15 protein-coding genes are annotated in these 14694 nt (G+C 46.7%); 4 read left to right on the forward strand and 11 right to left on the reverse strand.

The window, feature by feature from the left end; genetic code table 11:
• Positions 1-166: 166 nt before the first annotated feature.
• The 7 genes from QT996_RS01425 to pstS form a co-directional block, all read right to left on the reverse strand.
• A complete protein-coding gene (locus QT996_RS01425; protein WP_333044112.1) occupies positions 167-874 on the reverse strand; it encodes an SDR family oxidoreductase in 708 nt (235 codons plus the stop codon).
• 82 nt (positions 875-956) lie between these two features.
• Complete coding sequence (locus QT996_RS01430; RefSeq protein WP_333044113.1) at positions 957-2366, reverse strand: NYN domain-containing protein; 1410 nt, start codon at positions 2364-2366, stop codon at positions 957-959.
• Between the two features lie 42 nt (positions 2367-2408).
• Positions 2409-3680 carry an APC family permease gene (locus QT996_RS01435; RefSeq protein ID WP_333044114.1) on the reverse strand — a complete coding sequence of 424 codons (1272 nt, stop codon included), beginning with the start codon at positions 3678-3680 and terminating at the stop codon, positions 2409-2411.
• Positions 3681-3853: 173 nt separating this feature from the next.
• Positions 3854-4705: a phosphate ABC transporter ATP-binding protein PstB gene (pstB, locus tag QT996_RS01440; protein ID WP_333044115.1), complete on the reverse strand. Its 852-nt coding sequence runs from the start codon at positions 4703-4705 to the stop codon at positions 3854-3856.
• A 56-nt stretch (positions 4706-4761) separates the two neighbouring features.
• Positions 4762-5742, reverse strand: coding sequence for a phosphate ABC transporter permease PstA (pstA, locus tag QT996_RS01445; RefSeq protein ID WP_333044116.1), 981 nt, complete (start codon positions 5740-5742; stop codon positions 4762-4764).
• A gap of 140 nt (positions 5743-5882) precedes the next feature.
• Positions 5883-6884 carry a phosphate ABC transporter permease subunit PstC gene (pstC, locus tag QT996_RS01450; protein ID WP_333044117.1) on the reverse strand — a complete coding sequence of 334 codons (1002 nt, stop codon included), beginning with the start codon at positions 6882-6884 and terminating at the stop codon, positions 5883-5885.
• A gap of 280 nt (positions 6885-7164) precedes the next feature.
• Complete coding sequence (gene pstS, locus QT996_RS01455; RefSeq protein ID WP_333044118.1) at positions 7165-8193, reverse strand: phosphate ABC transporter substrate-binding protein PstS; 1029 nt, start codon at positions 8191-8193, stop codon at positions 7165-7167.
• 286 nt (positions 8194-8479) lie between these two features.
• On the opposite strand from pstS, the gene QT996_RS01460 reads away from it, so the two are divergent.
• The gene (locus QT996_RS01460; RefSeq protein WP_333044119.1) at positions 8480-9988 is read left to right on the forward strand and encodes a UbiD family decarboxylase; all 1509 of its coding nucleotides are present in this window, start codon (positions 8480-8482) and stop codon (positions 9986-9988) included.
• Positions 9989-10172: 184 nt separating this feature from the next.
• Here the strand turns inward: QT996_RS01460 and QT996_RS01465 are convergent, their stop codons facing one another.
• The gene (locus tag QT996_RS01465; protein WP_172192515.1) at positions 10173-10385 is read right to left on the reverse strand and encodes a helix-turn-helix domain-containing protein; all 213 of its coding nucleotides are present in this window, start codon (positions 10383-10385) and stop codon (positions 10173-10175) included.
• A gap of 129 nt (positions 10386-10514) precedes the next feature.
• Between QT996_RS01465 and QT996_RS01470 the strand changes: the two genes are divergently transcribed.
• Together QT996_RS01470 and QT996_RS01475 are read left to right on the forward strand one after the other, a co-directional pair.
• Positions 10515-10757, forward strand: a complete 243-nt coding sequence (locus tag QT996_RS01470) for a hypothetical protein (protein WP_333044120.1) — start codon at positions 10515-10517, stop codon at positions 10755-10757.
• A 239-nt stretch (positions 10758-10996) separates the two neighbouring features.
• A complete protein-coding gene (locus tag QT996_RS01475; RefSeq protein WP_333044121.1) occupies positions 10997-11782 on the forward strand; it encodes a DUF4058 family protein in 786 nt (261 codons plus the stop codon).
• A 99-nt stretch (positions 11783-11881) separates the two neighbouring features.
• Here QT996_RS01475 and QT996_RS01480 read toward each other — a convergent pair whose 3' ends face one another.
• From QT996_RS01480 to QT996_RS01490, 3 genes are all read right to left on the reverse strand, one after another.
• On the reverse strand, positions 11882-12580 hold the full coding sequence (locus QT996_RS01480) for an energy-coupling factor ABC transporter ATP-binding protein (RefSeq protein ID WP_445304534.1): 699 nt from the start codon (positions 12578-12580) through the stop codon (positions 11882-11884).
• A complete protein-coding gene (locus QT996_RS01485) occupies positions 12577-12846 on the reverse strand; it encodes a hypothetical protein (protein WP_190663726.1) in 270 nt (89 codons plus the stop codon). Before QT996_RS01485 ends, QT996_RS01480 begins: the two co-directional genes overlap by 4 nt.
• A gap of 74 nt (positions 12847-12920) precedes the next feature.
• Entirely contained in the window at positions 12921-13172 is a 252-nt protein-coding gene (locus QT996_RS01490; RefSeq protein ID WP_333044123.1) for a hypothetical protein, read from the reverse strand.
• An 89-nt stretch (positions 13173-13261) separates the two neighbouring features.
• Between QT996_RS01490 and psbD the strand changes: the two genes are divergently transcribed.
• Positions 13262-14320, forward strand: coding sequence for a photosystem II D2 protein (photosystem q(a) protein) (psbD, locus tag QT996_RS01495; protein ID WP_006635450.1), 1059 nt, complete (start codon positions 13262-13264; stop codon positions 14318-14320).
• Positions 14321-14694 lie beyond the last annotated feature (374 nt).

Here is a 14694-nt window from a genome sequence, read left to right on the forward strand (position 1 = left end):
GGACTAAGGCGAAAAAATGGTTTGACGTGCTACTTGTAGGGGTAAGGTGCGCCAGCTCGTGCACCTAAATAATTAAGTGCTGTATAAGTTCTCAAACCTAAAAATATCATAATTTTTTTGGGCTTCAGCTTCCGCTGCCTTCTGCATTCAAATCACCCTTCAATCGCTAAAAGAACAAATGACTTTCCGGCTGAATATTAATCTCCATCGGCACAGCTTGCGGGTCAGCCGAAAGAGCAAACATAATCGCATTGGCGGCAGTTTCGGTACTCAGCATTTTTGACCTGTCTACCTTCAAACTCACATTATCCCAAAACGGAGAATCCACCCCGCCAAAATAGAATAGCGTAAACTTAATGCCGTAGCGTCGCAGTTCATCTGCCATGCACTTGCTGAAACCAACTACCCCAAACTTTGAAGCGCAATAAGCAGTTCCCATCGCCATCGAATGCTTGCCCAAAATCCCGATGACATTGCAAATGTGGCCGGATTTGCGCTCTTTCATCAAATTCGCCGCTGCTTGAGACGTGTAAAAACTGCCTTTTAAGTTCAAGTCAAGCATTGCATCTAAATCAGCGGGCTCTAACTTGTTCCACTGCTTGAGAATTCCGGCACCGGCGGCGTTTATGAGGGCATCAATTTGTCCGAAATGTTCCACAGCTTTGTGCATCAGCGTTTCGACTTGCGGCAAATCGGTTATATCTGTGGGCACGCACAGTACCTCTGTTGCTGAAAGTTCGCCAGCTAAAGCGTCTAACTTGCTGCTGTCTCTGGCGGCGAGCACTAGCCTCGCACCCGCATCAGCGAGTTTGCGGGCCACTGCTGAACCGATGCCGCCAGTCGCACCCACCACAACCACAACTTTGTCCTGCATATCCCTTTACATTTCTTTACGTCCAGATTGTATGATAACTCAAGTTGCTTGTAATGGGACGTTTATATATTTGAAATTTTTATTAATTGAGGGAAACTTGCCAGCCTTTTTCAGCTTTTTTTAGCTGGAGAGAAGTGCAGGATTGCAAAAATTTAGGAAACTTTCTACCGAGATTAAAATCCTTAATTATTTGGGTAATTTGTTTACCGTATTGTCGGTGAAATTCGCTGCCTACATTGGAGAGAAATACAGAATTTTCCGGAGAGTTGCCGGTTAAGTCGCCAACGATTTTGACAAGAGCTCTTTCCAAGTCTTCCAGAGAATTAATATCGGTCAATTTGCCAGGTGCTGCCTGGGAATTATTCAGATTTTCTTTGCTAAGTATTGGGGGCGGGGGGGATAATCTTACTTCAAAAAGAGTGACATAAGTTTGAGAAGTCTCGGAGGGTTTGTGGAGTACAAAATCGGTCGGATATTTGAGAAATATATCCCTGGTTTTAGTGCCTAGCAAATGAGTTGCAACCAGTTGATTGAGGACTAAACCGTAATTTTCCCTAAATAAAGCTGAAATCGTAGAAAGTTTGATCCACTGAGTTGAGGTACGTTGTTGCTCTTTTTTGATTAATTCTTTTAGCTGAATAACTAATTGTTCTAGGGGTGTAATTTCCGGTAGAGTTACGAGGGAATGGGTTTCAATTTGTCCGGTTTTGCTGTTTAAAACTATGATTTTATCTATTTGTTTGCGGACTTGAAATACGGTTAATCCGTGGGCTTGCAGTGTGTTGCTGAGGTGAGTGAGGGCGCGATCGGACGAACAGACAAAAATCTCTTTGGCTGTGGGATAATGTACGAAAATCGATGCGCCCACTGTAGCCATTTTTAAGTCGGCGCTGTCTTTGCCGGGGGGGACGTGAATTAGTTGATAGCCGCGCTGGTGAAATTCGGCATCTTTCTTGCCCATGCTGCGCCAATTGGCAAAGGCAACTTTGATTTGGATGGGATAGTGGCAAATTCCCTCTAGGAATTTTTCGGTTTCGATGGTGAGTTGCAAGTTTTCGACATCTAGCAGCAAGATAGCAATGCCGAGAGGAAGCGGGGCTGGTTGATTGGCTGTTGGAGTTGGAGGTTCTGACGCAACTGAGTTTTGTGATTTAGGTGGTGCTGTTTGAGACTGGGCTAGCTGCTGAATTTTGGCACATAATTTGCTGAATTGAGGTGAATTAACGAATTCTGGAACCAGCAGAATTTGTAGGTATTTTTTCGCAGTCAGCAGCAGGGAATCTGTATCGCTGGCTACTGTGAAACTTTTTGTCAATTTTCCAATCAAAACTGACTGAAAATCAGGTTTGGCCCAGGGGGTTTTCCTGTATTTTTCAGTTATCCATTCGGGATGCTTTTCCTGAATGGTAATTAGGGTTTGAGCTATATAGCGACTGATGACGCTGAGTGCGAGAGATTCTTGAGTCGCCAGCAAGGGAGTTCGATCGGGCATGACCCTCTACAATGCGGGATGCTGTTTCAATTTATCACACTTCTAGTTTCTCGCCGGGAGTCGGACGATCGCCCGCCAAATTAAACCGGCGACAATTAAGGCCAATCCTGTCAGCCAAATATGCCTCTCCACCCAGAAAGCCAGAAACAGACAATTCCCCAAACCCACCCAAGCCAACCACTGTGGATAAAGCCTTTCGGCGGGGGAAAGTTGCAGCGCGGCGAGGTTGGTGATAGCGTAGTAAATCAAAACGCTAAAAGCGCTAAATGACCAAGTGGTTTTGACATCGCCGACGAGGATTAAAAGTGCGATCGTAACTTCGACAACCACCACAGCGACGTAGGGATTTGTCCCCTCTGGATTCAGCCGCGCCAAGACTCTCGGCATATCCAAACGCCGCCCCATCGCCAGCCAGATGCGCGAGAGCCCTAAAATTAAGTTCAGCAAGACTCCCAACATGGCAGTAATTGCGCCGGCGGCTAGCAGTTGAGAAACTCCTGGAATTGGGAAACTGCGGGCGATGACTTCTAAAGGTGCAGCCGTGCCGCCTGGTTGTAAAGACAATTTATCGGCTCCCCCCGCGCCGGCGACAACTACTGCTACCCCCACGTAAAGCAGCATTGTCAGCACCAAAGTGAAAATTATGGCTTTGGGAATGGTTTCCCTCGGTTCCCGCACTTCCTCGCTCATTGTGGTGATGCGGGCGTAACCGCTATAAGCGACAAACATCAGGGCGGTGGCCTGGAAGATGGAGCCGATCGAGCTATCATTCTGTAGGGCAGGCATTTCCCACCTTACCTGTGGCAAACCGACAGCAACAAACACCGCTAAGGATAGAAGTGTAACTGAGACTATGGCAGTATTGGCAATATTCGATCGCCTAATTCCCGTCAATACAATTAAAGTGAGGGTGGCGAGGGCGACTAAAGCTGTTAGGATTACGTAAGTGCGATCGGCTACACCAACTGCATTTAAAAAATACCCCGCAAAACCTAAAGCAGCAGTAGCCGCAGAAGCCGTTTTCGCCAACAGAAACATCCAGCCGGCAGTGAAACCCAGCCAAGGATTGAGATATTTGTAGCCATATTCATAAGTACCCCCGCTAACAGGATGATTTGCCGCTAATTGAGCGCTGCTAAGGCCATTGCAAACAGCCACTAAAGCCGCAATACCGACAGCCAAAATCACCCCCGGCCCAGCAACTTCCGCAGCAATGCCGATACTCACAAATACTCCGGTACCGAGGATTGATCCCAGGCCCATGAGAGTTGCGCCGAAAACACCTAACTCTCGCTTCAGAAGTGGTGAAGACATAAATATAGCAGGCAAAAGGCCAGCTTCACAAAAATGTTGATCTGTTGTGGAACAGGCATCTTGCCTATTCTGAAGACATAACTATAGCAGGCAAGATGCCTGCTTCACAAAAATATTTGTCTGTTGTGGAACAAACATCTTGCCTGTTCTGAAAGAGGCTCAAGATGTAAGTATTAACCGAAACGCCCTTGAATGTAATCTCTCGTACTCGAATTGCCCGCCGAAGTAAAAATCTTACTTGTCGGCCCAAATTCCACCAGGCGGCCGATGCGACTTTCATCAGTATTAAAAAATGCCGTGTAATCAGAAACACGAGCTGCCTGCTGCATATTGTGCGTCACAATCACAATCGTTAACTGCTGCCGCAGAGTCTGAAATAACTCCTCAATCTTCATCGTTGAAATCGGATCTAGAGCAGAACAAGGTTCATCCATTAACAAAATTTTTGGCTTCACCGCCAAAGCGCGAGCAATACAAAGTCGCTGCTGCTGTCCCCCCGAAATCCCCTGAGCAGATTTATTCAAATCGTCTTTCACCTCATCCCAAAGCGCCGCACTTTTGAGTGCAGATTCCACAATTTCATCTAATTCTGCTTTGCTTTTGCGACCAAAAATTCTCACCCCGTAAGCAATATTATCGTAGATGCTCAGCGGAAAAGGATTGGGTCTTTGAAACACCATCCCGATTTGGCGACGCAAACTATTAATGTTTACTTTCGGGCTGTAAATATCTTGTCCAAAAAACTCTACTCTTCCTTTAATTTGAACCTTTCCCTCCAATTCACCAATCCGGTTGAGAGCTTTGAGAAAAGTGGATTTGCCGCAACCTGAAGGGCCAATAATAGCCGTAACTTGCGGGTGAGGGATATTCATCGATAAATTTTCTAATACTTTGTGAGTTCCGTAATAAAAACTTAAGTCCTGAACCCGCAGTGCTGGCATGGCATTGGGGTCAATTTCCGGCGTAGGCTCGTCTAGGAATTGATGTGTAGAGTCTTCGGATTTCAAGTTAGCTTTAGGTTTCATTATTTGCCTCGTTATATTGTTAATATTGGACTGAGAGATGCACTTTTTTTATTGAATTATCGGTTTTGCAAGCGTTTCCGAGTTACTGTACGGGATGCGACGCTAGCAATTAAAACCATGCCCAAAAGGACACAGGCAGCAGTCCACGCCAATTCGTTCTGCTCCTTGTAAGGAGAGCTAGCGTAGCTATATATTAATACCGACATAGAAGGAGTCGGAGTCAGCAGTGTTTCGGGAATTTCTTTTAGTCTTGAGATAGTTTCTGCACCTATCGGGGACTGCATTATCTCCCCTAGTTTATCAACTAGAGGAGGCCAAAATTGACTCGACAAGGCAGTTACAATCAGCGGGGCGGTTTCGCCGGCTGCCCGGGAAGCAGCGAGTAAAATACCTGTGGTAATAGTTGGAAGTGCTGAGGGAATAATAATCCGAAAAATAGTTTGAAAGCGTCCGCCTCCCAAACCAGCCGAAGCGAGACGGTAAGAAGTAGGCACTAATTTTAATGCTTGTTCTGTTGTCAGAGCAACCACAGGAAGCATGATGATGCCGAGGGCAAAACCGCCCGCTAAGGATGAAAATGCTTTGGTGGTAACGACAATTAGGGCGTAGGAAAAGACGCCAACTACGATCGACGGAACACTGCTGAGAATAACCGTAATAAAGCGAATACTATTAGCAATCGCTTTGTTTTCTCTACCAAACTCAGACAAAAATATTCCCGTCATTACACCGATAGGCACGCTGATTAATGTCGCAATTCCCACCATTAAAGCAGTGCCGATAATCGCATTGGCAAAGCCGTTGGGCTGGTCTTCAACTCCGACGGGTGCAGGCAGAGATACTAGCACTTCCCAGCTCAAATGTGTAAGTCCTTCCCCCAAGATTTTGTATAAAATCGCGAACAAAGGTAGCACGGCAAGAGCTGTGAAAATGAAGGCAATAAGTGTCATTCCCCGACTGAACAAATTTCTGCTCAGTGACAGGGGTTTGTAAATTTCTGCATCCAGAATACTGTTTGATTTTTGTGATTGAGTCATGCGATTTTAGATTTTAGACTTTAGATTGATTCGACGGATTTCTCAAGCTTGTTCTCAGGATGTTACACTTTTCTCTTTCTCCGTCCTGAGCGTGGGAAAGAATACATAAAAAAGCTTGTTACCAATTACTTTCGAGCGTGTTAATTTTTAGATCCCTTAACGCTCATTAGCTTAACCAGCAATACTGCCACTGCATTCACCAACAGAGTGATGACAAATAGAATCAAGGCTAAATACATCAAAGCGCCGATGTGCAGCGGTTCGAGAGCTTCCCGAAATTGACTTGCCAAAACAGCAGGAATTGAGTAGCTGGGAGCTAGGAGAGATTTGTTAATTTGAATCGAGTTGCCAATCACCATTGTGACGGCCATTGTTTCGCCTAAAGCGCGTCCCAAGGCCAAGATTGTAGCGCCGATAATTCCTGAACTAGCTGCTGGTAATAACAGCTTAAATATTGTTTCCCAGCGGGTGGCACCGAGGGACATCGAAGCACTTCGCAAATCGACTGGAACTGACAGCAAGACATCGCGGCTGATGGCGGCTACTGTGGGCAGAATCATAATCGATAAAAGTATTCCAGCGGGCAGCATTCCGGGGCCTAAAGGTTCGCTGCTGAACAAGGGAAACCAACTGAAATTATCAAACAATGACTGCTGCAATGGCAACAAAAAGGGAATCAAAACAAAGATTCCCCAAAGGCCAACTATTACGCTGGGAATAGCCGAGATTAATTCAACCATGAATCCCAAGGGCGATCGCACCCAAACGGGTAAGAAGTTCTCGCTAGTAACTATAGCTACTGACAGCCCTAAAGGAAGTGCGATGATTACGGCGATCGCAGAACTAATCACAGTACCGTAAATAAACGGCAAAGCCCCAAACTGCAACTCGCCGATATCCCACTTGGGATTCCACAAGAAAGAGAGTCCAAATTGGCTAATAGCTGGCCAAGCATCTTTAAAAATTACCGCGCTTATCCAGAACAGCGTGCCCGCTGTCGCGAAGGCAAAAGCCCATACAAACAGTGTAAATCCTGACTCGATCCATAAACCTTCACCAGAAGTATCTGTCAAGTCTAATGCTGTGTTTATTTCGGGCGATTTTCCAGTCACTTTTTTACGTTTTTTGGAAGGATTGGTCATAACGGAATTATTGCGTAAAAAGCGAAATATTTGCTTGAGAAACCAGTAATTATAATTAGCTGGCAGGGTGGGCTGCACCTTAAATCAGTAAATGTAGTGCACATTAGCTTGATAATTTATGAGTTTTGAGTCCTACAGCAGATTCCACGTTTATCAAGTACAACCAAGAGTGATAGCTCTCCGTAGGAAAAAAGGCTAAAGCCTTTTTTCCTACACTTAATAAACCTGGAATAGGCTATATATTTAACTCTTAACTCCTAACTCCCTGCGATCGCCTTAATTAACCTTTGGCAACTACACTCTGATTAACTGTTTGAATCACTTTTTGAGCTGTAGCTGAAGGAATTTGAGTAAACTCTAACTGTTTGTTGAGACCTTGACCTGTAGTCATCACCCAATTAACCATCTTTTTAATAGCATCTGCTTTTGCAGCAGGATACTCTTTGTAGATTAACAGCCAAGTCAAACCAACAATCGGATAACCGTCGTTAGGATTTCCTTCTACTAAGCGGAAGTCTGCGGGGAATGTTTCCCCTGCTAAAGCTTTCTCTGCTTCAGCCAAGCTAGGATCTACAAACCTACCAGCTTTATTTTGAATAAACGCTGTTTGAAGATTGTTTTGCCGAGCATAAGTATCTTGAACATAGCCGATCGCACCCGCTGTATTTTTTACCAAAGCAGCGATGCCGGGGTTTCCTTGACCGCTGACAGGGCTTCCGGGCCAACTCGGCTGAGCGGCTGCTTTGATGCTGCTGCCGATCGCCTGCAAGTGATTAGAAAAAATAAAGGTAGTACCGCTGCTTTCTGCCCGCACAGCTACTCGAATTGGAGTATTTGGCAAATTTTTAGCTTGTCCAGAAATTCCGGCTATTTTAGCGTCATTCCAGCGGGTAATTTTGCCTTCAAAGATGCCTTTCATGGCATCGTTATTTAGCCTCAGATTGGTCACTCCGGGCAAGTTGTAGACAACTGCAACAGCGCCGCCAGCAGTCGGAACCGCCATGACGCCGCGCTTTACTTCAGCTATTTGTGCAGAAGTCATCAGCGCATCGCTGCCTGCGAAGTCAACAGTGCCTGAAATTAATGCTTTGATGCCAGCACCGCTGCCTGTTCCTTCGTAGTTTACAGTAATTTGATTTGCACTTCTCATCTGAGAGAAGTAGCGATCGTAAAGAGGTTTAGGGAAAGTTGCTCCCGAACCATTTAGTGTTACCGCAGCTACAGCAGAACTAATCAAAGTCAGCGAAAATGCTGCTGCTGCTAGTGTCACTATAAAACTACGTCGCCAACGTCCCGTGAAAAAATTCATATTCCTCCTCTTCCTTAATACCCGTCTTTGCAAATATCCTCCATAGGATAGACTGAAATTCCCAAGGAAAGGGAGTATATAGAATAAGCTTTGTTTAAATTTTGGTTAAGAGCATTTTAAATAAAAATTAGCTAAAGTCAGTTTTTGATGAATCAGAGAAATACCAAATCATAGAGTAACGATAACAAGAGAAATTTATTTAGCGATCGCCCGATCGCCCCCACCCCGCACTCCATCCCCCGATAGCCGCATAATAGTAGGGGCACTTAACATTTCTTTAACAACAATGGCAAGAGACTTGCGGGGATTCCTAAAACTACTCGAAGAACGGGGACAACTGCGCCGGATTAGCGCCTTAGTCGATTCCGACCTCGAAATTGCCGAAATTTCCAACCAAATGCTGCAAAAAGGCGGCCCGGGACTGCTGTTTGAAAACGTCAAAGGGGCCGAATTCCCCGTCGCGATTAACCTGTTGGGTACGGAAGAGCGCGTTTGCTGGGCGATGAACATGGAAAAGCCGATCGAACTAGAAGAGCTCGGCAAAAAACTGGGAATGCTGCAACAGCCAAAACCGCCGAAAAAGATTTCCCAAGCGATAGAATTCGGCAAAGTGCTGTTTGACGTAGTGAAAGCCAAACCCGGCCGCGACTTTTTCCCAGCTTGTCAGCAAGTGGTATTTGAGGGAGAAGGGGTGGATTTGAACAAAATCCCGATGATTCGCCCTTATTCGGGAGATGCGGGCAAAATTATCACCCTGGGTTTGGTAATTACCAAAGATTGCGAAACGGGTACGCCGAATGTGGGGGTTTATCGGTTGCAGTTGCAGTCAAAAAACACGATGACTGTACACTGGTTATCGGTGCGGGGCGGGGCGCGACACTTGCGGAAAGCGGCGCAGGCTGGTAAAAAGTTGGAAGTTGCGATCGCCCTTGGAGTCGATCCGCTGATTATTCTCGCCGCAGCAACGCCAATTCCTGTAGATTTATCGGAATGGTTATTTGCGGGACTTTACGGCGGTTCCGGCGTGCAATTGGCGAAGTGCAAAACCGTAGATTTGGAAGTACCGGCGGACTCGGAAATTGTGTTAGAAGGAACGATTACGCCGGGGGAAGTTCTGCCCGACGGGCCCTTCGGGGATCACATGGGTTATTACGGCGGCGTGGAAGATTCGCCGCTGGTTCGATTCAACTGCATGACCCACCGCAAAGACCCGATTTATCTGACGACATTTAGCGGGCGGCCACCGAAAGAAGAAGCAATGATGGCGATCGCGCTTAACCGTATTTATACCCCTATTTTGCGGCAGCAAGTATCGGAAATTGTCGATTTCTTCTTACCGATGGAAGCCCTGAGTTATAAAGCGGCAATTATCTCGATTGATAAAGCATATCCCGGTCAAGCGCGCCGGGCTGCTTTAGCATTTTGGAGTGCATTACCGCAGTTTACTTACACTAAGTTTGTGATTGTTGTCGATAAAAGTATCAACATTCGCGACCCGCGTCAAGTAGTTTGGGCAATTAGTTCTAAAGTCGATCCAGTTCGGGATGTATTTATTTTGCCGAATACGCCTTTTGATACGTTAGATTTTGCCAGTGAAAAGATTGGTTTGGGAGGCAGGATGGGGATTGATGCTACTACGAAGATGCCGCCGGAAACCGATCACGAATGGGGGGAAGTTTTGGAGTCCGATCCTGATGTTGCGGCGATGGTAGAAAGGCGTTGGGCTGATTATGGTTTAGCCGATTTGAATTTGGGTGAAGTCGATCCGAATTTGTTTGGATATGAGATGAGGTAGGGAATCGCAACAATGTTGTGTCCTGGCTTTTTTGAGTAAAATACGATTTTTCAATTGCCGACAATACAGTAGGGGCACAACAATGTTGTGTCCTGGTTTTTTTGAGTAAAATACTAGAAACACAACATTGTTATGTCCTTAGACAATCAACTCTCTTTGAATGTTCGCGAGCATTATTTTTTCTTTACTGTTCCAAAATCTCAACTAAATCTTCGATCGCAATATCGAACGCACGAGCCATCTTGTCCAAAGCCGTGTAGTCAACAGTTGCCATACCTGGAGAACTGGCATAGGTGGCGATCGTAGTGTATGGAATACCCGTTCTGTTGGAGACTTCCCTAAGAGTCCAACCCTTCTCTTGAGCAAGTTCTCGAACTCGCAGTCTAATTCGTCCCATTCCGCCCTTGACAATTACGACTACTCGTAATTTAATGAATATACAATTAATAGCGATCGCCCTCGGACCTGAGAAATCTAGAGCGATCGCCTTTCATTCACCACCGACAAAAGTGGGAAGGATTTTCCTATGATACCAAAACAATCGACATATCGCGATCGACTTCAACCTTGGTGCATAATTCGCCACCTCCCCAACTGTCAGCGGTTAACAGTCGCCCGTTTCGCCCGCCGCCCCGATGCCGAATCTTACCTAAATGCACTGCGCCGCTTAATGCCGGCAGTCCCGCATACAATTGTTTTCGTAAATGCGCTGTCTGTCTTAGATGAAAACAGCGTTCCTATTCCGATGCAATTGTCGATCGAAAGTTAATGCGATCGAACTGATATCTTGCATTTGTTGCCATATTCCGGCAGCGGTTTAAACCCCCGACGGAATATGGCAATAAGTGCAATATGTGCGATCGAACCTATTATTGCAAAAGCTCGATTGACCTTTCAGCCTTCATTAGTCACAAGCGAAGCTATGCCCTAAAAGCTATTCCAAAAAGCCAGTTGCGCCAAAAAAATGTTGCTAAACTATAAATAGACTTGAGTCAAGGAGCCAAATCAATGCCATCTCCCTTTCCCGGTGTCGATCCCTATTTAGAACATCCTAACCTATGGCCTGAATTGCATCACTGGTTGATTAGTGAAATTGCCAGATTTTTATCTCCCCAACTGCGTCCTAAATATCGAGTTGCCGTAGAGTTGCGAATGTATGAAACCAGCGGCGAAAATTCATTGCTTGTCGGTATTCCCGATGTGACTATACAGCGTTCTCAAACATCAAATAACCCCGCAGCGAATGTGGCTCTTTTGGCACCTCCAGCACAACCGGTGACGGTGACACTTCCTATGCCTGAAATTATCAAGGAAGGTTATTTAGAGATAAGAGGAGTGGAAACCAAAGAAGTAGTCACAACGATAGAAATACTTTCACCTACTAATAAACGACCAGGAAAAGGTCGGCAAATGTATGAGAAAAAACGCGAAAAAATCCTGGGCAGTCGCACTCATTTGATTGAGATTGATTTGCTGCGACACGGTGAACCAATGCCAGTGTTTGGGAATAATCTTGACAGTCAATATCGGATTTTGGTTTGTAGGGGAAATCGCCTTCCTTCAGGCGATATGTATGCTTTTAATCTTCAAAATTCAATTCCTGTTTTCCCAGTGCCTTTGCGTCCCGAAGACTCGGAACCTATTGTTGATTTGCAAATGCTTTTTAATCAAGTATACGATATTGCGGGTTACGACATGGAAATAGATTACTGCCGGGAGCCAATACCGCCATTGTCTGAAACAGATACAATTTGGGCAGATGCTTGGTTGCGCGATCGAGGATTGCGACATTGATTTGGCGTGCAGCCATCCTCTTAGTCTGCGGAGGCAGACTTCGTTTTTGTAGAAGCGATTTCAATCGCAGAATGACTTAATTCTCAAATTGCTTGACAGCTAAACATCTTGACTTTGCATCAACCGCTGCTTCAAACGCGCCGGATCTCCCCGATCGACAACTTGGCCCTTTTCCAACAAAAAAGCCCCATCACAATAATTCAACTCATCCAAACGGTGAGTCACCCACAAAGCCGTAATCCCGCGATTTTTCACCAACCGCTGCACCGCCGCCACCAAATCCAACTGAGAATCAGGATCTAACAAAGCCGTCGGTTCGTCCAACAGCAGAATTTCGCAGTGACGGGCGATCGCCCCAGCAAGAGCAATTCGCTGCTTCTGGCCCCCACTCAAAGCATAAATCGGCCGCCGCTGCAAATCCAGCAAATTCACAGCCTCCAAAGCCTCCGCCACCCTCTCCCGCACCTGAAGGTTAGAAAGCTTTTCCTCCACCAAACCAAAAGCCACATCCGCACCCACCGTCGGCATAACCAATTGGTGATCGGGGTTTTGAAACACAAACCCCACCCGTCCACTCAGGTCAATTTCTCCCGACTGGGGGTGCAGCAGCCCAGCCATCAGCCTCAACAGCGTAGACTTGCCGCTGCCGTTAGTGCCCAAAAGCATCCAAAACTCGCCCTTCGGTACATCCAGAGAGCAACCTTGCAACACTCGATCGCCCGACGGCCAGCAAAAACCCAAATCCCGCACAGCAACGGCTGACTGGCTCATATCGGCACCAACACCCCCAGCCCTCATTCTGCTGTCATCGAGACAAAGCCAGGAGATCTGCCAGTAGATGACGCCCCCGATTTCTGAGAAACCACCACCCCAGAAATCTCGCTGCTGAGTACAGCCACTTTTTTCTCAGGATTTTTCTCGCAAGTGAGTTCCAAGATTTGCGGTTGGGAGTTGCGAATCGCCGCCAGTACCTGCTGGTAAACAGTCTCAGCGTCCTCCTCCAACTTCCGCTGCACCGACAGCGAGACGGGCGTATTTTTCACAATGATGTCAATGCTGAACATATAGTCTTAAAAACCTAAGTTTGGAGCTCTATCCTCAGTATATATATAGGACTTACCCACGGAAACCCAGTTTCTTAGAAAAATAAGAGGTTGAGGCCGATATATCTACCAAGCCACCGGGCTTCTGAGGCAAAGCGCAGAGACTCCTGTAGAGTAGAAGTTCCCAAATGCAGGGCAAAGACTTTGGCGACTTCGAGGGCTTCGGGGACTTCGCACAAGTCAAAAGTCAAGAGCCAAAAGTTTTTTAAGAAAAACTTGCTCTTGTAAAGAATTACCTCTATAATCGTCAATACGGTAAAGAAAAGTAAAGTCTGTTCATAATCCAACTTGTTTTCTGCTAAGCAGAGGCAACGGTGGAAGACTCATGACTAGAGACAGATCCGTTGTAATTATATCCATTTGGAGATTTGCGTAAATGACAATCGCAGTCGGACGCGCCCAGACCGAAAGAGGCATCTTTGATGTCCTCGACGACTGGCTCAAACGCGATCGCTTCGTCTTCGTAGGCTGGTCTGGCATCCTGCTATTCCCCTGCGCCTACCTAGCCATCGGTGGCTGGTTAACAGGCACCACCTTCGTCACATCCTGGTACACCCACGGTTTGGCAAGCTCCTACCTCGAAGGAGCCAACTTCCTCACCGTAGCAGTCTCCACCCCAGCCAACAGCCTCGGACACTCCCTGTTGTTCCTGTGGGGCCCCGAAGCACAGTGGGACTTCACCCGCTGGTTCCAACTCGGTGGGCTGTGGACATTCGTCGCCCTCCACGGTGCATTCGCACTGATCGGCTTTTGCCTGCGTCAGATTGAAATCGCCCGTTTAGTCGGCATCCGTCCTTACAACGCCCTAGCATTCACCGGCCCCATCGCCGTGTTTGTGTCGGTGTTCCTGCTTTACCCCTTGGGTCAATCAGGCTGGTTCTTCGCCCCCAGTTTCGGCGTCGCAGCAATTTTCCGCTTTTTGTTATTCCTGCAAGGCTTCCACAACTGGACGCTCAACCCCTTCCACATGATGGGCGTTGCAGGCATCTTGGGCGGTGCGCTGTTGTGCGCCATCCACGGTGCAACCGTAGAAAACACCTTGTTTGAAGACGGCGAAGGCTCAAACACCTTCCGCGCCTTCAACCCAACTCAGTCAGAAGAAACCTACTCGATGGTGACAGCCAACCGTTTTTGGTCGCAAATCTTCGGAATTGCCTTCTCCAACAAGCGCTGGTTGCACTTCTTCATGTTGTTCGTACCTGTCACAGGCTTGTGGATGAGCTCCATTGGCATCGTCGGTTTAGCATTAAACCTGCGCGCCTATGACTTCGTATCACAAGAATTACGCGCTGCTGAAGATCCTGAGTTTGAAACGTTCTACACTAAGAACATTCTGCTTAACGAAGGCATTCGTGCTTGGATGGCTCCTACCGACCAACCTCACGAAAACTACATCTTCCCTGAAGAAGTTCTGCCTCGCGGTAACGCTCTGTAATCAGCACGAAATATCAAAATCTCCAGCATTTTAAAAGGGTAAGATAAAGCAGTTTAGGCTTTACCCTTAATGCTTAAAAAGCTCCCGCCACCAGGCAGGAGCTTTTTGTTTCTAGGATTCGATCGAATTAGCGCCCTAAAAAAGTTGATTTCGTACAGAAACAAACTCTGCCTGTGGCTAGAACAACTTGTGTCTTTATATCTGGTTAACTCTGCTATTAGGCAAGAAATCGAGCTGCCTTTCCCCGCCGCCAGAGTTGCCTTGCGCCTGATAACCACACAGCCCGCCCGGATATGGCTGAAACTGCGATCGCCCGATTGCTGTAAAGATCGATCAAAGACCTTGCTGCAGCAGTAATTTCACCCTATTTTGCA

The sequence above is a fragment of the Microcoleus sp. S13C4 genome (assembly GCF_036700865.1).
In the GTDB taxonomy this organism is placed as follows: Bacteria; Cyanobacteriota; Cyanobacteriia; order Cyanobacteriales; family Microcoleaceae; genus Microcoleus.